Genomic DNA, 19,091 nt, shown 5'->3' with positions numbered 1-19,091 from the left:
TCACCTCCCGTTGGGGTGTTTGTTGTTCCTTACAGGTATTACTATAACAAAGGAGTTTCACAAAACTGTTTCAACAATATCACAATTTGTTTATACTTAATCTTCCGCGGAAGAAAGGGAGTGTTTTTAGGAAACCTTCTTCTTGACCTTTAGGATTCGTTGCCTACTTACAGCCTGCGGAGTTTCCTGGTTTGCATGATGTTTATGGCCTCTCATCATGAAGAGGTGCATGATTGGACAAAGCAACAGGATTAGATAGGGTAAATATTTCTCCATAATGGCTTCTCCTTTCTAAATTCATTTATTGATGGTGAGCTGCATGATCCACGGCATTGCTCTCTAGGTACTTTTGGTATTGATACTGGTCATAATAATCCTTAGCCATCGGCGCAAGGAAAGCGAGACTAACCGTAAAAAGGAGCAACGCAATGATGGGTAGCCTCGTTTTGAATGTAAGTCTTTGCTTCATTGTCGTTTACCTCCGTTTGTTGTTTGATGTTACATTTGAATCTTAACAAGAAAATATCACGAAACCTTCTCGCAAGTTTAACATTTTTGTGATAATTCATTGCAGGCTTTGACAGAGACTATGGAGGGACATTACTATAAATAAGGAGCACCCATGCAGATTGATGAAGGAGGGATTTTGGTTTGAGTCAGTTACGTGTATTAGTCGTTGATGATGAAGATAAAATTCGCCAGGTTATTGGCATCTATTTAAACAATGAAGGGTATTTGGTGGAGGAAGCCGCCGATGGAGAGGAGGCCTTGCGTAAATTTCGAGACCAGTCCTGGGATGTAATCATACTGGATGTGATGATGCCCAAGCTGGATGGGGTAACAGTGTGCCAGGAAATTCGCAAGGTTTCCCAAGTGCCCATCATCATGCTGACTGCTAAGAATGATGAGGTGGACCGTATTTTGGGCCTGGAGTTTGGCGCCGATGACTATATGGGCAAACCCTTCAGCCCCCGGGAATTAGTGGCCCGCATTAAGGCGGTGTTGCGCCGGACGGGAGCCGGGGAGAAAAAAGAAGAGCATCTGTTGAAGTTTCCCAGCATGCGTATGGATTTAATCAGCCGAGAAGTGTTGGTTAAGGAGAAAGAACTTACCCTCACTCCCAAGGAGTTTGAATTGCTAACCTTACTGGCCAAAAACGTGGCGCGCTCCTACAGTCGGGAGCAGCTTTTAGAGATGGTTTGGGGCTTCGATTATTACGGGGATGTGCGAACCGTTGATACCCACATCAATCGGCTGCGGGATAAGCTGCGAGCAGCCGGTGCCGAAAATTATATTAAAACCGTCTGGGGTGTGGGTTATAAGTTTGAGGTGGAGTCATGAAAATAAATAACATCGTCACCAAACTATGGGTCATCATGACCATATTGGTGCTGGTGGTGATTGGCGTGGCCGGGGCTGCTCAAACCAGCTTTATGGAGGGACTGTACTATGACCAACAGGCCAAACAACTCCAAAGCCTCGGCAAGAAGGTGGCGAATGTTGCCCGGGCAGAGCATGACCCCGCCACTTTGGATCAAAAAATAGCCCTCATTGCTGAACTGTACGAAGCGAACGTAATGATTTTAGATGAAAAGGGGATTGTCATTAACTGTCAGGGCATGGGGATCAGCACCAAGAACCTGCCAATGGATATGAATAACCCCCATCATGGTCCATTGACCGAGGCGGATTTAGAAAAACTCTACCAGGGCCAGGTGGTGGTGGATCGGGGCAATAATCCTTACTTTAAGACAGATGTGCTATCTGTAGGGATGCCCTTTACGGACCCCCATAATCTTAAACGAGCGGTCATGATTCATGCTCCCCTAAAGCCCCTGGCTGATGAACTAAAGCGCCTACAAATGCTGGCCGTTTATACCGCCGTCGGGGGGATTGTATTAGCCGCCCTATTAAGTTTGTTTTTCTCTCGGCTCATTTCTAAACCCTTGGTCAAAATGAATAAAGCGGCCCTGGCAATGGCCAGTGGCAATTACCAACAACGGGTGGATATTCAAACAAAAGATGAAATTGGCCTATTGGCCGACTCCCTGAATACCCTGGCCTCTCGTTTGCAGGAAAAAATTAACCAATTGGAAAGGCAGGAGCAAATCCGCCGGGAATTTGTTACGAATGTAGCCCATGAAATCAAGACCCCCTTGGCGGTGATGCAGGGCTTTACCGAAACTATGATTGATGGACTGGTAAAGACCGAACAGGAAAGGGACGAATATCTACAAAACATTTTGGAGGAAATCAATCGCCTAAAGAGATTAGTTAATGAGGTGCTAGATTTAAAACGCATGGAAGAAGGACACTTTGACTTCGATCAAGAGCCCTGTGATTTACGAGAGATTATCAATCGAGTAGAGAGAAAGCTCACCCAACTGGCTGCAGAAAAAGGTATTCAACTAGAAATCAACATCGAAAAAAAGCTGCCTGCGGTCAACTGCAACAGCGACCGCATTGAAAGAGTGCTCATCAACCTCATCGCCAATGCCATTCGCCATACGCCACCAGGAGGGAAAATTAGCCTTGCTGTAACTACGAAAGCCAATCAAGTGCACCTGCGTGTCAGCGACACTGGTGAAGGTATCGCACCGGAGGATTTGCCCATGATCTGGGAACGTTTCTATAAAGGAGATAAGTCCCGTACCCGGGTCCCAGGCGGCACAGGTTTAGGACTGGCCATCGTGAAGCGGATTGTGGAGGGCCACGGGGGGCAGATTAACGTAGAAAGTAAGCTGAACGAGGGGACTACCTTTAACGTCTTGCTGCCAGTTAACCGCTGCAGCATAAAATAACAGTTTTTAGGGAATTTCAGGAGGACCCTTTCGTGATAGGAAACTTCACGAAAGGGTCTATTTTTCGGCTAGGCTTGCGATATCTGCGGGATCATCATTTTCCCTTCTGTGTGTCTCACAGATTTCGGTAAAGTATAAAAACTTAAATAGTAAAAGGGGAAAAGTGTAACACTTTCAACTTTATTCCATATTATGGATTAAAGTTGAAAGGAGGGTTTATGATGAGCGGATACGGTGGATATGGTTTTGGTAACTGGGGCTTTATTCTGTTCCTCATTCTTATCCTACTATTCTTTGGCCAAGGATTTGGCTATGGAACGTTTGAAGTTCAAGATGTTGAGGATTGATTAAGTAAGCTGTTTTTCTCCAGGAATTTCGTTATCGGGATATGGTTATGAAAAGAATGGAGTGATGTATTATGGCATTTGGATTTGGGCCTTTTTTTGGACCACCCTTTTTTAGGCCCCCCTTTTTTAGACCTCCATTTTTCAGACCGCCGTTCTGGAGACCTTGGTGGTGGTTTGATGTTGATCACAAAGGAAAACCAAAGGCAAGCATGAGACCAAATAAAAAGAAACGGTAAAATGAGATAGAGCGTCCCATTGAAAGGGCTTCGATAAGGAATAACTGAATATTAACGGATAAAAAAAGTGGCTTTCAGTTAACCTGACAGCCACTTTTCAGCATATCTAGTACTCTTAGTTATTGGTGGGTGTGCCGTAGTTGCCCATCATACCAGGGATAACAGCCGAGCGGGATACTAAAATCATACTTGTTACAAAAATGTGAAACTCTTGTTATAGCTTTGTAAAACTTCTTTGTTATTCTATGGATAAGAAATCAAAGGAACGATAAACAAAGGAGTGAACAACATGATGATGACGTTTGCAGGTGGTATTATGGGATTTCTCTGGTCCCTTATGATGATAGTGGGCATGACTTTGCCAGTGCTTTTGGTAATTTGGCTTTTGGTGGCCGCTGGGGAACAGGGGATTGAAAAGAAAAAAGAGGAGCCCACACCTTTGGAGACTTTGAAAATTCGGTTGGTGCAAGGGGAAATATCTTTCGATGATTTTCAAAGGCTTAAGGGCCAGATTTCAAGTGGGGTCTAAAAGATGAATTTAGTGGATTCCAAAAGACTCCCGTACCGGTTTGGTACGGGAGTCTTTTTACCTAAAATACTAACCAGTCAAAGGGTTATAAAGCTAGCTGTTAGTGCATAATGCAAGAACCTTAGTCTGACCCCATTTTTTGCATGTTCATTCCCATAGCGTCGTCCCGGTAGTGATTCGGCATTCGGGTGTTTCCAGAACTGCTGGGAGCATTGTGCTCCTGTACAGGGTGCATTTGGTTGTGATCCGATGAATCAGGGGAGGGCTGAGCTAAGGATTGAGGTTTTTGATGATGCATCGGTTGCTGTGGCATTGCTTGTTCTTTTGTTTTGTCTACTTGGTTATCCATGTGGTCAGATGAATTCATGTGCGGTATTTCTACATAATCCTGACCGAAAAGTTCCTTTGCTTCAATACCTGACTGGGATAATGCAGTGGACACATTCTCTTGTCTTAGTAAATCCAATTTTACAGGTTGATTTTGTTGTTGGCACTTTTCATAGACTACATATTTGCCTAGGGAAACCCCGATTTTATCAGCAGACTGAATCGCTTCCACGGGTTGATCGGTTACAACCACAGAGCCCTGATAGCCTCGAGCTTTCAATTGGCTACTTAAAAAATCCTTTAATCGAGCTTCGCTAACCTCGGGTATGTCCTGCTCGCCCATTTTAACATAGGTGCCGATTAAGATATCCCGCCCCTTGTTCAAATCTCCCTGCTCTTGGCTGTACTGCAAGACTTTTCCCAGGGCGGTATAGAGGTCTTGCCCCTTTAGGGTGGTGGACAAGGAATTATTCGGGAGACCTACTAGGCTTGCACGGATAACTTGGCCCTCCTCGTCCACCCACAGGCCAATTTCCGGCTGCCAGGCAATATTGATATAGGCCGCTGCCGCCGGGGAAGGAGAGAAGCTAGGTATGAGTCCGGTGAAGAGTATTAGTAATACCGCCGCTGCTACCACCAAAAATTTGGGTTTAGCCATTGCAGTTGGGGGTTGCACATAAATGGTAGACCCCACTGGCGGCATTGGTGTAAGGCGGGTAGTTAGATATTGGCCGTCCTCTGTGTATACCAACACATTTTTATATTTGTTTCTGTGGGACATAACCACTGCTTTTATTTTTGCCATGTGACTACCTCTCACTTTCACTGCTAAATAGTTTGGTGAATCTCTTTAAAGCCGAAAGATCCGGCTCGGTGAATAGAAGTACGGTAGCAATAATATACTTGCGACCCTTTTCTAACACCCGGGTACTTAGACCGGTGATGGCCACCAACTCCTTGGCCGGCAGTTTCCCAGTATTGTGTACGCACTTCAATAGGTCTTGATTATAGACGATAGTCATGGCCACCTGGTTTAACTTTTCCCGGGTGTCCCGGTGTTTAGGGGAACATAGTACCAAATCCTCCAGGGTAATGCCATAAGATTTTAGGTGCTGTTGAAAAAGTTCAATGGTATCGGACATTTTCTCCTGCCGAAGCCCTTCTTCATAACGGTGTTGAGATTGTTGTTCCAGCAGGTGGAAGATTATATTTTCCTCGGGATCGGGGCTGGTTAACAGGAGCAGTTCATATTTACTGGGGTTTCTGCGAAAGTAATTGGTCAGCCTTCTTTGGATAACGGTATAAGCGAAGGAAGAAAAGGAAGCTCCCTGGTCGGACTCGTAGCTGTCAATGGCTTCATTAAAAGCCAGCAAGGCGACGCTAAGTTCATCATCATTTTCCCAGCTTAAAAAACGCTTACAAACACGAGAACTCACCCGGGCAATGTAGTCCCGGTGCTTTAAAATCAGTTCCTCCCTGGCCCTTTCTTCGCCGTTTTTGGCCTGTTGCAATAATCGTTTTAGTGTAAATTGAAACATTGTATTCCTCCGCTACTAGACATTCGCAAATGGGTCGTTGCTTTTGGTGGGTTAATAAATAAACTTTATTAGGGTACAGTTGCCCTACCTTAAAATTGTAGTTGTCAAGTTTCACAAAACGATCACGAAAGGTTAACAATATCGTGATATTTATTTGGTTGGAATAATATTCCATTACCCGACCCACCAAAAAACTGTTTTTTCCTGCGAATGAATAGGTGAAAAGGAAAAGGGAGCACCCAGTAACCAGGTGTTCCCAAATCAATCATCAGGAGGTTTAACAGATGTTAAGCAAAAAGAAATTGATTACCGGAGTAACCACTTTAGTTTTAGGAATTTCAGCGGTGGGAGCAGCCTACGCCTTACCCATGACCAGCACCCCTATGCAATCCCTAGCAGAATCCCCCAAGGCCACGATTACCATCAAACAAAGCGCTGACACCACAGATACCGCTAAAACAGCAGATGAAACCAAGCAAAATACAGCTGGACCAATGGCCGATGTAAACTCTAAAACCATGCCCGCTGGACAGGCCATGAATCAGCAAACAATGGGTTCTCAGATGCAGGGGCAGATGAACCAAAATCACCAGCAAATGACCCAGAATCATGAACAAATGCAGCAAAACCACCAACAAATGAACCAGAGTCACCAGTCCATGCAGCAAAACCATCAAGCTATGTCCGGTTCTACAATGAGTGGACAGCCTATGGGGAATGGTCACATGGGTTTTTAAGCGAACGAAGAAAAGCAGCCAACCCTTCATTTTGGGTTGGCTGCTCTTCTTTAGACTTGAAATTTATCAACCAATTGGTTTAATTCCTCTGCCATTTGATTTAACTGGTCTGCGGTGGCATTCAGCATTTGGAAAGAGGCTGCTGTTTCTTCGACATTGGAGACCACGGTCTCAATGCCTGCACTGGTTTCTTGGTAAGAAGCAGCAATTTCCGAGATGGCTTCGGTGGAGCGTTCAATTTGACGGATGATGTCTTGCATTTTCTCGCCGGTATCCTGGACATTGATCACGCCGTCCTTCACCTGACGGGTCACATTCTGCATGGCTTGTACGGAATCATCTGCACCGGCGTTTACTTCTTGGATAATGTGCTGAATATCCTTGACGGCCCCAGTGGATTCCTCGGCCAATTTGCGAACTTCCTCTGCCACCACCGCAAAGCCCCGTCCGTTTTCCCCGGCTCGGGCTGCCTCAATGGCTGCGTTTAAGGCAAGGAGATTTGTTTGATCGGCAATGGTACGAATAACCTCGAGCATTCGGTGAATGTTAGTAGCCTGTTCCTTTAAGCTGTTGATTACAGTGGCACTTCCGGTTACGGTGGTATCAATAGAAGACATTTTTTGAATCACTGTATCCACCGATTGCCCACCTTCCACGGCATTTTGGTTAATCTGGAGGGCAGTTTCAGTGGCTAAACGGGAATTATCTGCTCCTTGATTGGTGGCTACGGACAGGTTGGTGGCCGTTTGGGCAATTTCTTCCACAGATTGGCTCACGGTGGCGATGGTGCGGTTCATTTCTCCACTGCTACTGGCCAGGGTTGCGGCGTTACTTTTAATCCCTGCGATCATTTCTCTTACCCCAGCGATCATGGTATTCAGCCCTTGGCCCATCTCTCCCAGCTCATCCTGGGAGGTAATAGGAACTTCTTGAGAAAAATCTCCGGCGGCGACCGCTTTCGTACCAGTCAAAAGACTGTTAAAGCCTGCTTTTAGTTTTTGGCCAATAAAGAGAGTGACACCGATGGCCAAAAGCAAAGCGAGGCTACCGTAGAAGATTGCACTTTGCCGAGTGGCGGCAGTGGCTTCCAGGGTGTGTTTTACCTGATCATCCAGTTGCCTTTGCATATCCTCAGAATAGGCTTCTGCTACTTGATTCATTTCCTCTGCTAAAGGATAGGCTTCTTTCATTAGAATGACAGTGGCAGCATCCTTTTTGCCTTCATTAAAAAGGGGGATGATTTTATTGTGAACTAATTCATCGTACTCTTGATCCAGGGCCTGGATTTTTTGCACCTGTTCTTTATTCTTGCCGCTGGACATGCCTAATAGTTCTTGCGCAATTTTTTCCGATGCCTGGCTGTGTTCCTCAAAAGCTTTTTGGTACTGAACATCCCCAGATATGAGATAGTTGGCCACGGTGGAGGTTTGTTGAAGAACATGTTGCTTTAACATTTCGGTTTCATGGCTGTGTTGGGCGTACATTTTAACCATTTCCTGATTGTCATTGATTGCGCTGGTTTTCATAAAGATGTAGCCCAGGGCAGAGGAAAAGACCAACACAATTCCGGCAATACCCAAGCTGATTTTCGTAATGAGCTTTACTTGCAAGTGGATACCCCCTATGAATACGACTTCCGGTGAACGGTATTCTGAACACCTAAACAGCAATACTACTTCTTTCGACAAATAAACTATATTTCCTTGTTTAAAATGATATATATGTAAAAAAATGGTTCCCGTTTTAGCTATAAAGAGAGCAGGCCATAGGGCCTGCCTCTTAATGAGAAATTTCTTCTTTCAGACGTTTGTATTCATCCGATGTGATTTCGTTGCGGGCGTAGCGGGACTTTAAAATATCCAGGGCATTGGATGAAGCACCTGTTTTCAGGGCGTTTTTCATCCCGGCATTTACCGCCCAATAAACCACTAGTCCCAGCAAAGCAAGGGGAATTAACATCATAAATAGCCCTCCAAACCATCCCATACCATAGCCACCATACATCATTGGCATCCTACATTCCTCCTTATTTAGGTTTAAGTTATTGTTTACCCAATGGGTTTGTTTTAAAAAGGAGCCCTATAAAAGGGCCTATTCTATATGAAAAAGGTGACGGAGGTCTTACAGCCTTTAGTATACAAGGTGGTTGTTACAACTCTGTCACAGCGATATCACATTTTTGTGATATTTAAAGCTTCCAGAAAATGCAGGTAAACATGCCCTTTATTAAAGGTTACATTCGGTACCACCCACAGCGACAGCAGTGAGATGGCAGTGACCAGGGCGATGAGCGTTCTCTTAGAAACCATCTAATCAACTCCTAACCAGAAAGGGTATGAATTTATTATATAGAGGATAGTTTACAAAACTGTTTCAGAAATAACACGTTTTTGTAATAAATGGCCTGGTGTTGTTAAACCATTGCATATGGAAAAAGTTTGAAAAATTATCACAAAAATGTGAAATAAATGTGCTAGTTTTGTAAAAATTGTTTGGTACCATAAAAATGGTAGTGAAGTTCAACTTCTATACATAGGGAGCAAATTTTATAGGGGGCGTCTGAAATGAAAAAAGTATATCTATTGGGTGCTGTTTCTCTACTAGCACTAAGTCTGCTGCTTGCAGGCTGTGGCAACACAGATAAATCCGCCACTACGCAGGATAAACAACAGACCGAGCAGTCCCAGGATATGAATAACATGAATGGGGATATGAAAGATATGGACCATAGCAATATGAATATGGATGGTCAAAAGAGCGAGAATAAGTAGGATCTAAAGCATCAACAAAGAAACAGGCTCTCAAATTTGGGAGCCTGTTTTCTTTATTCGCGGTTATATTGACAGCAATTCTTGCCACAGGCTTTGGCCTGATACAAGTACTGATCGGCCCGTTGAAACAATTCCTGGCTGTTTTGGGTTTCTTCTGGGAAGGTTGCTATCCCCACTGATACAGTAATCTGTCGATGAGGGAAATTGTGGCCAGCAATGGACTGACGGATTCGTTCCACCGCTACAAAGGCACCCTTTTTATTGGTTTCTGGCATTAACAATACAAACTCCTCGCCTCCAAAGCGGGCCAAAAGATCGCCCTGGCGAAGTTGTTCTTTTAGCAAACTTGCCACTTCAGCTAGAACGATATTTCCCGCATCATGGCCGAAGGAATCGTTATATTTCTTGAAATCATCAATATCAAAAATGGCTAGACTTAAGGGGTGCTGGTGGCGTTCCGAGCGTGCCAATTCCTGATCCAACTGTTCCTTAAAATACCGAAAGTTATATACACCCGTCAGTTCATCATGGCTGGACAAAAACTTTAATCTTTCCCGTAGGTTTTTTTCTAAATCGAGGATATTGCCCACAAAAAATACAATAGCAAACAGGGTACCCAGTAAAACATAATGGGTGAGATTATGTTCAAAGTGTCGGCACAGGCAAATATAAACAATTACTGCTGAGATGAGCAGGGAAAAAGTGATGGCCACCCTCTTGCCGAAGCGTACCAGGTAAATTAACACTAGAATGATGTAAAGCCCATCATGATAACTGTAGGTGTTCGTGGAGTTCAGAAGGGTAAAGGAACCCATCAGAAGGAAATCAATCAGTAAATGAAAATAGCCGCAGAAGCCAATCTGCGGTTCACAATGGCGGGTTTGTAACAATAACCATAGGGTGGAGTAAATAAATAGTGCTAAATAGCCCCCCATTGCAAGGGGAGTCCGATGGCCTAGATAAAGCTCTACAAAGATGATGAAAAGGGCAATAGTTATCCTAAAACTACCGATAATCTTGTCCAATTGTTTGTTGCGGTTGAGCACGTCTTGATCATAATGCATCACAATTAGTCACCTTCCATTCCTATACATCTAGTTATTCGGACAGAATGTAGTTTTTTACAGGGGTCATTCCACTTTGGATTAAACTTTTTTAAAATATCACAAAAAGTTGTTAGTTTTGTAACAGTCATGTGAAATTTACCCGGTATCATTGCTTTAGTAGAAATGACGCTGGCTTTAGCCAGTGGACTAAAGAGAGATGAATTGAAAGGGTGAAGGTAGTGAGATCTAAATGGTATGGTTTGTTCGGTATTTTCATGGCTCTCTGGTTTTTTGCAGGTCCCTTGGCGGGCAGTGCATTGGCCACCGAAAATGATGCTGCTCCGGCAGGACATGATATGAGCACCATGAATCAGTCCGATCAGGCAAGCGGACATGATATGAATAATATGGATGGCATGGACATGGAGGGAACGTCTCAGGAAGGTTCCGAGGGACATGATGCCAGTAATGGTGAGGGCCACGATGGGGCAGCTCAAGATTCCAATACACCTCCTAATTGGCCCGTGATTTATGGCTTTGGTGCTTTTAACTTATTGGTCATTCTCGCTGCAGCTCTACTTAAGGGCAAAAGCGTAAAAGGGGTGAATTAATTTGAGTCAACAAAAAGGCAGTCAGTTGCTGAAAAATATATTGAAAAGCAAGTGGTATCCTAGAATATTCCAGTGGCCAACCCTTATAGTGTTTGCCATTATTATGTATGAACTGCTAATTGGTATCCCAGTAGCCCATGATAACTTTGGTACAGCTATGACCTGGGTATTGTGGTGGCCTATTATTCCGTTGATTTTCTTATTGGTAGGTCGCTTTTGGTGTGCCATCTGTCCCTTTGCTACCGTTAGCGATTTGGTACAAAAATTTGTAGGTAATAACAGACCCGTTCCAAAGTTTTTAAAGAAATACGGCATCTGGATTATTGATGCGCTCTTTATTCTTATCACCTGGGCAGACCATATTTGGGGTGTGGTAGAATCCCCCAGAGGATCAGGCATATTATTACTGATGCTGACCACTGGTGTTATTGTTGCTGGTGCCTTCTTTGAAAGAAGAACCTGGTGCCGCTATTTGTGCTTTATCGGTGGTCTGGCAGGCAACTATTCCAGAGCTGGTGCACTTCAGCTTCGGGGTACACCGGAAATTTGCGCCAAATGTACAGTTTCTGCTTGTTATAAAGGTTCCGACAAAGCTCCGGGTTGCCCGATGTTTGAATTCCCTAAAACAATGGACAACAGTGCTCGCTGCAACTTCTGTGGCGATTGTGTAAAGAACTGCCCCAACGATTCCATTACCATCTCCACGAGGATTCCTACTAAAGAACTGTGGTTTATCCGCAAGCCTAAGCTGGAAGAATCCTTCCTGGCCATTGTCATCATGGGTATCGTGTTTGTTCAGAACATCACCATGCTGGAGGTATGGGCTGAAATTCAACAGTGGATGGGTGGAATTCTGGGAACAGCCAATAAAGATATCATTTTTACAGTGACCTTTATTATCGCAATGGCTATTCCAGCCTTGATTCTATATCTAACTAGTTGGTTTGCTTCTCTAAAGAATTCTGATAATGCCTTAATGAACTTGACCAAATTTGGTTATGCGTTGATTCCGCTGGACTTTGCTGGTCATATGGCTCACAACTTGTTCCATCTGCTAGCAGAAGGAAAGTCGGTGTTGTTTACCGGTTTAGCACTGTTTGGTATTAATAATGAAGGGGCTTCAGCAGCCTTAGTGGGTATGGAAACCATAGTATTCTTACAGTATGCTCTGCTGGCCTTAGGAACGCTAGCCTCCATTTACACCGCTTACCGTATTGCCAAGTCCAACTATAAAGGAAAAGAAGTTTTTGGTACGGTGGTACCCTATGTCATCCTAATACTAGCCTTGGTGGCCTTTAATATCTACCTGTTTATGTTACCGATGGCTCACAGAATGTAATAAAAGCTCAAACAGGCTACCCACTTCATAACTGGGTAGCCTGTTTTGTAAATTGCAACAATAATAAGGGCCTAAGCCATAAATTCCCTTGACAGCAAGCCTGCCCCGCAGTAAAACAATACCAAGTCGACCGGACGTTAGTTCCTGTCGGCTTTTTTATTTGTACGGAAGCGGGCCTGCTACCGATAAAGGATAAAATCTAAAGGAGGAATGGACAATGGCAGTGGTAAAGGAACCCTATGCCAGCAGCATCAAGCTAAGATACCAAAATGGTAGAACAGGCTAGGAAGGCGAAACCAGGCCAACATTTGACATCCCACTTTACAGAACATGAGCTCGCCTGTCGGTGCTGTGGTAGATTGCTTGTTCAATCCGAGTTAGTCCATAAACTGGAACCTTCGCCAGCTAGTGGGAAAACCAGTGCTGGTGAATAGCGGCTACCGCTGCCCCGCTCACAACAGAGCTGTAGGTGGGGCAGCAAATTCCTATCATCTAATGGGCATGGCCGCAGATATTCATGTGCCGGGGTTGGCTGTGGTAGGATTAAGCCGCCTGGCGGAGCAGGTGGGCTTTAATGGCATTGGTACCTACCCAAAGCAGAGTTTTCTTCATGTGGACGTTAGGGGGAACCGGGCCAGGTGGCAGGAATCCTCTTAAGCCAATACAAAATTCAAGTTATTATAAACCACGGGCCTCCTTATTGGGGGCCCTTTGGTCTTTGAACGTGGTCAATGACATAAATCACAGCCATAGGAATTATCACAAAAATGTTACATTGCTGTGACATTCCTGTGAAGTTGGTCCGTTAAGATAGTCTCAAAGCAACAGGAAAGGGGGAAACAAAAAAGAGGTTAGCGAAAAAGTGTCTTGCGGTGCTGAGCAATAACTACAACCCCAATTACAATAATAATGGTTGGCGGATGGGAGGATGGTGCTAGTAAGGTACCTACAACAAAAAATGTTTGCAGAGAGGATGTTACATTTGAAATTACCGAAAAAGCGTTGGTTTATGAGCTTCCTGGTACTTATTATGGCCGTAGGCCTAGTGGGGGCCGCCTATGCAGCTCCGGCTCAATCCTGGGTGGAGATGATGAAAAACGATCCCAATCCCATGAATATGAACACCAATACCAATACCAATACAACCCAGAGCAGCAAGCAAACTACCAGCACAGCAGCTAAGACTACCAAAGCAGCCGCCGTACAGGTAGCTCAGGTTTCCACAAACAACAGCCAGACTACTACTCAGAATAACAGCAATACCCAAAAAGTTCCCACCACCCAGAATGATCTATATAACCAAATGTACCAGCTTTGCCTACAGACTGGTATGCCCAACTGCCCCATGTTAAACGGTAGCCAGATGACCCGTGAGCAAATGATTAAATATTGCCTTGGTATGTATAGCCAATACAGACAACAGCAGCCAAACAGCCAAATCAGCCAACAAAACTGGCAGGCTATGCAGCAAATGTGCCAGCAATGGTATAGTAAGTACTACCCTCAAACCCAAAAGAGCGCTGCAAACGCCGCTAGCACCCAGAGCACACAACAGTACAACAATAACTGGAACAACAATATGAACCAAAACTGGTCCAATCAAATGCAAAACAATGGCCAGTGGTCCCAGAGAGGCTATAACAACTGGGGAAACTGCGGCTGGTAAGTAAATATGAAAACAAGACGGGTTGCCCCTGCAGGGGGTAGCCTGTTTTTTATATTGGTCTACTCACAGCCAAAGAGATGAAATGATTTAAAGATCCTACGGGTGCAAATTTTATATCAAATAAAAATTATGAAGGAATTAAGTAATATTTGTCAAAATATTTCGGTTAAAACGATGGAAGAAGAGGTTTCTGTGAAATACAAAGTAAAGGGCGAAACAAAAGAAAACTCCAAATCTTGTTTGACCTGTGATTGTCACGGAGTGCAAGGAAAGCTAAAGGTTTGTTGTCCATTTTGCAACAAACCTGATGGTTTAAGTCGAATACATAAAGTTCTAGAAGGCAAATGCCAATTACTTGCCTCTGTACTGGATACAGTAAACGCCCTGGTGGTGGTACTTGATAAAGAGGGGAAGATCATCGGATTTAATAAATCGTGCGAAAAGGCAACTGGCTATTGCTTTAATGAGGTGAAGGGTAGAAATATCTTTGATTTATTACTGGTTTCTGAAGAGGTGGATTCAGTAAAAGTGGCCTTTAACAAAATAAAAAATGGATACTTCCCCAACAAAAATGAAAATTATTGGTTAACCAAACAGGGCCTAAAAAGAAGGATTACGTGGAGCAATACAGCCCTTACAGATACGCAGGGGAAGGTGCAATACATCATTGCCACCGGCAAGGATCTCACGGATCAGCGGGCTGCGGAGGATGAATTACAGAATGCAATTCATCAATATCACCGTATTAAGAATAGTCTAAAGGAGAGTGAAAAACTAGCGGCCATTGGGTTGATGTCCGCTGGGATTACCCATGAAATAAAAAATCCTTTAACGGTGATTCAAGGATTTGCTCAATTAATTGAATGAATTGCATATTTTTAAGCCCAATATTTTAGCGGGTTCAGGAAGGCAAAAAAAGGACTTCACCCCTGTGCTGGTAGAAGTTACAAGTCACCACAACAAATAACCCCAGCGAGGTGAAGCTACTTGTATCTTCTACAACCAACTCTATTTTCCTTCGAAGAACTACTAAAATTTGAGCCTGAAACTAGATTACAAAAAGTTCTTTCAGTTTTGGATCTATCTCCTGCCCTTACTGTGGTTAAAAAGGCAGTTGTTGGACCAAAGGGCCACTGTGTTGGTAACATGATTTCTGCATTGGTGGCAAAGCAACTGGAACAAATACCTACAGTTGCTGCATTGGTAAAAAGACTATCTGAGGATCTGCGATGTGGTTTTTCGCTTAGTGCGTCAGTTCCCAGTGAATCCACCTTTAGTCGATTGATAAAAAAACTGACGGTCACCGATGAGAAGAACGGAACCCCAAGTGTTCTCAAGGAGATATTCGATAACCTTGTTAAAAATGCCAGAGCTATGGGACTGATTGGTTCCGAATGTATAGCCATTGACTCAAGTAAAATCGATGCCTATGAGAAGTCCAGGCCCAAAAAGGACTTAAAAGGTGACAAAACGGCAAACTGGGGTGCCAAAAGAGATACACATGGCAATCAAATAACTTGGTTTGGATATAAGGCCCACATTGCGGTAGATTGCCAGAGCGAACTCCCCATCGCTCTTATGGTTACACCTGCTAATACTCATGATGCCAAGCTGGCAATTCCTCTGATTGAATTGGTCAATCAGTCTTTGGCAGACGCCCGCAAACCTAAATACTATGCGATGGATATGGGTTATGACAGTAAGGAAATTTACTCCGAAGTCATGACCAAGTTTAAAGGTCAAGCCCTGATCCCCATTAATCCTCGTGGGTCTAAAGACCATCCCGAAGGTTGCGACTTTGATGGAACCCCCATATGTTCAATGGGACAAAGGATGGTGTACTGGGGAAGTGATACAAAGACTGGAACCAATAAGTATAGGTGTCCGCATGTAATGGGGAAGTATGATTGCCCCCACGGCTCTGCCTGGTGCTCACAATCCTCCTATGGCTTAGTTGTAAAGACTAAAGTTGAAGATGACCCAAGAATGAATTGTTTGCCAGCCCGTGGTACCCGAAATTGGCAAAAACTTTATAACAAAAGAACTGCTGTAGAAAGGTGTTTTGGGCGATTAAAACAACACCTGGGTGCTAACAGTCTTCGTACCAGGGGATTGGAGAAAGTAACCCTTCACATAACACTTAGCTGTATTGCATTACTGGCTGGCAGTATTGCAGTGGCAAAGCTTAAAAATATTAAGCAGGTAGCTTAAAAAGGTTCTCGTTTAAAAGGTTACCTTAATTTATAGGGATAGGTGTCTCTATTTATCAGGAAAATACTGTAAATAAGTTGCTCGAGATACTTTGTAGTGTTCATTTTAAAAAAGTAACCCATTTTTAAACTAACATCACAAGTTAATTTGAACTAGCGATTTTGCAATTCATTCAATTAAGAAAAATGTTGAAGGTGAAAGGGTACTCCAAGATTATATCACTACAATTTTGGAAGAAACCCATCAAGCCATCCGAATCATTAATGATTTTCTGAAATTAGCTCGCTTTCGAGAGCCAGTTCTAACAAAGCAATCCGTCGTTAAATTAATGGGAGAGGTGCGTGCTAGCATCGAACCCCAGGCATTGGCGAATAATATAACGCTGGAATACAAAGGGGCAGACATTTTACCTGAGTGTATGTTTGATAAGCAACAATTGAAACAAGTATTAATAAATCTATGCCAAAACGCAATCGAGGCTATGACAGATGGAGGAATTTTAACCCTAAGTTTCGGTAGCCACTGTAACGATGCTTTTATCGAGATAAAAGATACGGGTAGGGGAATTCCATGCGGAAGCCTCAATAAGCTTGGGGTACCGTTTTTTACGACCAAAGAACATGGTACAGGTTTAGGATTAAATATCTGCTACGCCATTATTTCTGCCCACAATGGAAAAATAGAAGTGGATAGCAAAGAGGGACAGGGCTCTAGTTTTAGGGTTTATCTACCGGTCAGTGCTTAGTTTTTGAACAGTAGTTCACAAACAATAAAAGTTTCCCTAGCAAGTTAATACCTTGAGTATTATAAATGAACAAAGTAGAAACGACCAAGCAGACGTAGGGGCTGTTTGGTCGTTTCCTTATGTGGAGATATGTTTAACGAAGAGATTAGCAGAACCAGAGTACGAGTAAAATGCTCTTTTAAACAGCAGTATTCTATTGTTGCAAGTGCAAAAATTTAGCAAATTAGTCAGAAAGCATACAAGCCCTGTGGAATATAGTTTATCGGTTAGGAATTATGGGAGGCGATAAACAAAATGAATAGCCTATTGTTTTCGACAATGATGGGGTTTGGTGTGGGCGGGGTGGGTGTAGGACTAGGGGGATTAGTGGCCTGCGGCATTGATCGAAGGAGTGAGAAGACGCCCTGGTTGATTCTGTCCGTAGCTGCGGGTATGATCTTTGCTTTACTGGGGCTGGAGTTGTTGCCGGAAAGTGTCAGGACTGGCGGTTATTTGGTCTCCCTTTCAGGGATTATCACTGGGTTGCTGTTTATTTTCTTACTGGAGCAGGTTTCCCACCGAGTGGTGATTATTACCAGTAACCCCCGGCGTTCTCGGTTTATCCGTTCTGGTCTGTGGTTTGCCCTGGGGATAGCCATTCATAATTTCCCAGTTGGTTTTGCAATGGGCACCAGCCTGGTAAATCAGCCACGCATGGGTTTTGATTTGGCCACCACCATGCTTTTTCACAACTTCCCCGAAGGGCTGGCCATGTCCCTGCCCTTCATCATTGCGGGAGTCAATCGCTTGGTCATTCCCATGCTGGCTTCCGTTGTTTCCGTTCCGTCTGGTTTGGGCGCCTTCCTCGGTACCACCTTAAATAATCCCAATGGGGGCTATTTGGCCTTCATTTGCGGTATTGCCATCGGCACTATTTTGTTTGTTACCTGGCACGAAATTTTAGGCCATGCACGGAAAAAACTGGTGCTGCCTACCCTTGTGCCTTGTCTATTGGTAGGGCTTTTGCTGGGGAAACTGATAACTTTTTTGCTGGAATAAAAAATTTCTAATATCACAAAAGTGTAACAAACTTGTGACGTTGCTGTAACAATAGGGAGGTATAATTCCCCCATAGGACACCTCCTCTATATATAGCCCGCTATAGGGCAAGCCGGGCGGGATAGAAATTTCTTCCCGCCCGGCAACAAAAAAAAGTTAGCGATATGGGATTTATGAAATGGGAGGAAGCAACAATGGGTTTAGATGACTTATTTAAAATTTTGCGGGGTGGCCACCATGGTGGTGGAGGGCATCACCGAAGGCAGGGGCATCATGATGATTACTATAAGGACAACCATCATCATGATTACCACAGAAATGACCCCTGCAGCCCAGGAAGAAATGCTTATAGCTATCCCATCAAGGATTACTGCCCTGGGTGTTCGGTACCCATTCAAAGGAACTTTTCTTTTTGTCCCAAATGTGGGCTTAATCTTCAACCGGGCGTCCAATGTAAAAGCTTCGGTGCCAGCTTAACCGCTGGCGGTACTTTTTGTCCCAAATGCGGTGCTGGTGTTAAATAAGGTTATGGAAGCTTAAACAAATCATTTTCTGGATTACCGGTAAATGGTTTGTTTCTTTATTTTTTCTTTATGAGGGAGTCTTGAAAGTGTTCGATACCCTTGCAAAGGCATTACCTACCAGATGGGTAAAAATATTTTTAATCATGGTCTTACTTATGTCGGTTCTGGCCGCAAGCTACCTAGCTGTGGGGGTGCGCTACCCTGCGGAAAAGGAGTCTCGAAGGGTAGAATTTGCCCTTTATTATGACGAACTAAAATCCTTGGCGGGACTCAGTGGTAAAAATATGTCAGAGGCACTGGGGCAATTAAAGCTTCATGGGGTCAGTGCGGTGGTTTTACGGGAACCTATGCTGGACGAGTTATTTACAGCAGGCGATATTGACGTTTACCGTGGAGGGCAGTTAACAGGACCCCAAGCCCAGGCCCGGAGCTTGCCCTGGCTTAGCGAGTTGTTGGCCCGTACACCCGTTGAAAAAGATCACACGTATCTGGTTATCAATGATTCAGCTATTTCCCAGCAACTGTTCCAGCAGTTAGAAAATAAACTAGAAAATGTAACAAGTTACAGGTTGCCCGGAGGTACCACGGTTATAGAAACTGTGGCGGGTTATGAAACCATAAAGGG

The 19,091-nt window shown here is 44.0% G+C and carries 24 protein-coding genes; 16 read left to right on the top strand and 8 right to left on the bottom strand.

The window, feature by feature from the left end:
• Positions 1 to 126 precede the first annotated feature (126 nt).
• Positions 127 to 276 carry a DUF2933 domain-containing protein gene (locus tag BUA78_RS18950; protein ID WP_084082517.1) on the bottom strand — a complete coding sequence of 50 codons (150 nt, stop codon included), beginning with the start codon at positions 274 to 276 and terminating at the stop codon, positions 127 to 129.
• Positions 277 to 301: 25 nt separating this feature from the next.
• Complete coding sequence (locus BUA78_RS20400; protein WP_175549082.1) at positions 302 to 469, bottom strand: hypothetical protein; 168 nt, start codon at positions 467 to 469, stop codon at positions 302 to 304.
• Positions 470 to 651: 182 nt separating this feature from the next.
• On the opposite strand from BUA78_RS20400, the gene BUA78_RS18945 reads away from it, so the two are divergent.
• The 4 genes from BUA78_RS18945 to BUA78_RS18935 all read left to right on the top strand — a co-directional run bounded on the left by BUA78_RS18945 (position 652) and on the right by BUA78_RS18935 (position 3,913).
• Positions 652 to 1,341: a response regulator transcription factor gene (locus BUA78_RS18945; protein WP_072917662.1), complete on the top strand. Its 690-nt coding sequence runs from the start codon at positions 652 to 654 to the stop codon at positions 1,339 to 1,341.
• Positions 1,338 to 2,801 (top strand): sensor histidine kinase, encoded by a 1,464-nt coding sequence (locus tag BUA78_RS18940; protein ID WP_072917660.1) that lies wholly within the window; start codon positions 1,338 to 1,340, stop codon positions 2,799 to 2,801. Before BUA78_RS18945 ends, BUA78_RS18940 begins: the two co-directional genes overlap by 4 nt.
• 221 nt (positions 2,802 to 3,022) lie before the next feature.
• The gene (locus BUA78_RS20945; RefSeq protein ID WP_274377416.1) at positions 3,023 to 3,148 is read left to right on the top strand and encodes a hypothetical protein; all 126 of its coding nucleotides are present in this window, start codon (positions 3,023 to 3,025) and stop codon (positions 3,146 to 3,148) included.
• 525 nt (positions 3,149 to 3,673) lie between these two features.
• A complete protein-coding gene (locus BUA78_RS18935; protein WP_072917657.1) occupies positions 3,674 to 3,913 on the top strand; it encodes an SHOCT domain-containing protein in 240 nt (79 codons plus the stop codon).
• A 121-nt stretch (positions 3,914 to 4,034) separates the two neighbouring features.
• Here the strand turns inward: BUA78_RS18935 and BUA78_RS18930 are convergent, their stop codons facing one another.
• The gene (locus BUA78_RS18930; protein WP_072917654.1) at positions 4,035 to 5,045 is read right to left on the bottom strand and encodes an anti-sigma-I factor RsgI family protein; all 1,011 of its coding nucleotides are present in this window, start codon (positions 5,043 to 5,045) and stop codon (positions 4,035 to 4,037) included.
• A 4-nt stretch (positions 5,046 to 5,049) separates the two neighbouring features.
• The gene (gene sigI, locus BUA78_RS18925; protein WP_072917651.1) at positions 5,050 to 5,778 is read right to left on the bottom strand and encodes an RNA polymerase sigma-I factor; all 729 of its coding nucleotides are present in this window, start codon (positions 5,776 to 5,778) and stop codon (positions 5,050 to 5,052) included.
• 284 nt (positions 5,779 to 6,062) lie between these two features.
• Here sigI and BUA78_RS18920 point away from each other — a divergent pair, with 284 nt between their 5' ends.
• Positions 6,063 to 6,515 (top strand): hypothetical protein, encoded by a 453-nt coding sequence (locus BUA78_RS18920; protein WP_072917649.1) that lies wholly within the window; start codon positions 6,063 to 6,065, stop codon positions 6,513 to 6,515.
• Between the two features lie 50 nt (positions 6,516 to 6,565).
• Here the strand turns inward: BUA78_RS18920 and BUA78_RS18915 are convergent, their stop codons facing one another.
• From BUA78_RS18915 to BUA78_RS20395, 3 genes are all read right to left on the bottom strand, one after another.
• Positions 6,566 to 8,125, bottom strand: coding sequence for a methyl-accepting chemotaxis protein (locus tag BUA78_RS18915; RefSeq protein ID WP_072917646.1), 1,560 nt, complete (start codon positions 8,123 to 8,125; stop codon positions 6,566 to 6,568).
• Positions 8,126 to 8,294: 169 nt separating this feature from the next.
• Positions 8,295 to 8,528: an SHOCT domain-containing protein gene (locus BUA78_RS18910; protein WP_072917643.1), complete on the bottom strand. Its 234-nt coding sequence runs from the start codon at positions 8,526 to 8,528 to the stop codon at positions 8,295 to 8,297.
• 158 nt (positions 8,529 to 8,686) lie between these two features.
• Positions 8,687 to 8,824, bottom strand: coding sequence for a hypothetical protein (locus BUA78_RS20395; protein ID WP_175549081.1), 138 nt, complete (start codon positions 8,822 to 8,824; stop codon positions 8,687 to 8,689).
• A 255-nt stretch (positions 8,825 to 9,079) separates the two neighbouring features.
• Here BUA78_RS20395 and BUA78_RS18905 point away from each other — a divergent pair, with 255 nt between their 5' ends.
• The gene (locus tag BUA78_RS18905) at positions 9,080 to 9,286 is read left to right on the top strand and encodes a hypothetical protein (RefSeq protein ID WP_072917641.1); all 207 of its coding nucleotides are present in this window, start codon (positions 9,080 to 9,082) and stop codon (positions 9,284 to 9,286) included.
• A gap of 53 nt (positions 9,287 to 9,339) precedes the next feature.
• Here BUA78_RS18905 and BUA78_RS18900 read toward each other — a convergent pair whose 3' ends face one another.
• On the bottom strand, positions 9,340 to 10,350 hold the full coding sequence (locus tag BUA78_RS18900; protein WP_072917638.1) for a GGDEF domain-containing protein: 1,011 nt from the start codon (positions 10,348 to 10,350) through the stop codon (positions 9,340 to 9,342).
• A gap of 221 nt (positions 10,351 to 10,571) precedes the next feature.
• Here BUA78_RS18900 and BUA78_RS18895 point away from each other — a divergent pair, with 221 nt between their 5' ends.
• The 10 genes from BUA78_RS18895 to BUA78_RS18850 form a co-directional block, all read left to right on the top strand.
• Positions 10,572 to 10,943 (top strand): hypothetical protein, encoded by a 372-nt coding sequence (locus BUA78_RS18895; protein WP_238456881.1) that lies wholly within the window; start codon positions 10,572 to 10,574, stop codon positions 10,941 to 10,943.
• A gap of 1 nt (position 10,944) precedes the next feature.
• The gene (locus BUA78_RS18890) at positions 10,945 to 12,282 is read left to right on the top strand and encodes a 4Fe-4S binding protein (protein ID WP_420795531.1); all 1,338 of its coding nucleotides are present in this window, start codon (positions 10,945 to 10,947) and stop codon (positions 12,280 to 12,282) included.
• Between the two features lie 420 nt (positions 12,283 to 12,702).
• The gene (locus BUA78_RS20755; RefSeq protein ID WP_238456880.1) at positions 12,703 to 12,939 is read left to right on the top strand and encodes a YcbK family protein; all 237 of its coding nucleotides are present in this window, start codon (positions 12,703 to 12,705) and stop codon (positions 12,937 to 12,939) included.
• 325 nt (positions 12,940 to 13,264) lie between these two features.
• Positions 13,265 to 13,948, top strand: a complete 684-nt coding sequence (locus tag BUA78_RS18880; RefSeq protein WP_072917664.1) for a 1,4-beta-xylanase — start codon at positions 13,265 to 13,267, stop codon at positions 13,946 to 13,948.
• A gap of 192 nt (positions 13,949 to 14,140) precedes the next feature.
• Positions 14,141 to 14,815, top strand: a complete 675-nt coding sequence (locus BUA78_RS18875; RefSeq protein ID WP_207650520.1) for a PAS domain S-box protein — start codon at positions 14,141 to 14,143, stop codon at positions 14,813 to 14,815.
• Positions 14,816 to 14,935: 120 nt separating this feature from the next.
• Positions 14,936 to 16,159, top strand: a complete 1,224-nt coding sequence (locus BUA78_RS18870; RefSeq protein ID WP_072917630.1) for an IS5/IS1182 family transposase — start codon at positions 14,936 to 14,938, stop codon at positions 16,157 to 16,159.
• Between the two features lie 229 nt (positions 16,160 to 16,388).
• A complete protein-coding gene (locus BUA78_RS18865; RefSeq protein ID WP_072917627.1) occupies positions 16,389 to 16,904 on the top strand; it encodes a sensor histidine kinase in 516 nt (171 codons plus the stop codon).
• 294 nt (positions 16,905 to 17,198) lie between these two features.
• Positions 17,199 to 17,942 carry a ZIP family metal transporter gene (locus BUA78_RS18860; RefSeq protein ID WP_072917624.1) on the top strand — a complete coding sequence of 248 codons (744 nt, stop codon included), beginning with the start codon at positions 17,199 to 17,201 and terminating at the stop codon, positions 17,940 to 17,942.
• 164 nt (positions 17,943 to 18,106) lie between these two features.
• Positions 18,107 to 18,466: a double zinc ribbon domain-containing protein gene (locus BUA78_RS18855; protein WP_139257461.1), complete on the top strand. Its 360-nt coding sequence runs from the start codon at positions 18,107 to 18,109 to the stop codon at positions 18,464 to 18,466.
• An 86-nt stretch (positions 18,467 to 18,552) separates the two neighbouring features.
• The coding region (locus BUA78_RS18850) for a DUF5693 family protein (protein WP_238456879.1) at positions 18,553 to 19,091 on the top strand (539 nt) is incomplete at its 3' end.

The sequence above is a fragment of the Desulforamulus aeronauticus DSM 10349 genome, assembly GCF_900142375.1.
In the GTDB taxonomy this organism is placed as follows: domain Bacteria; phylum Bacillota; class Desulfotomaculia; order Desulfotomaculales; family Desulfotomaculaceae; genus Desulfotomaculum; species Desulfotomaculum aeronauticum.
The sequence above is the reverse complement of the archived record's forward strand: the minus strand, read 5'-3'. Positions and strand labels throughout refer to the sequence as shown.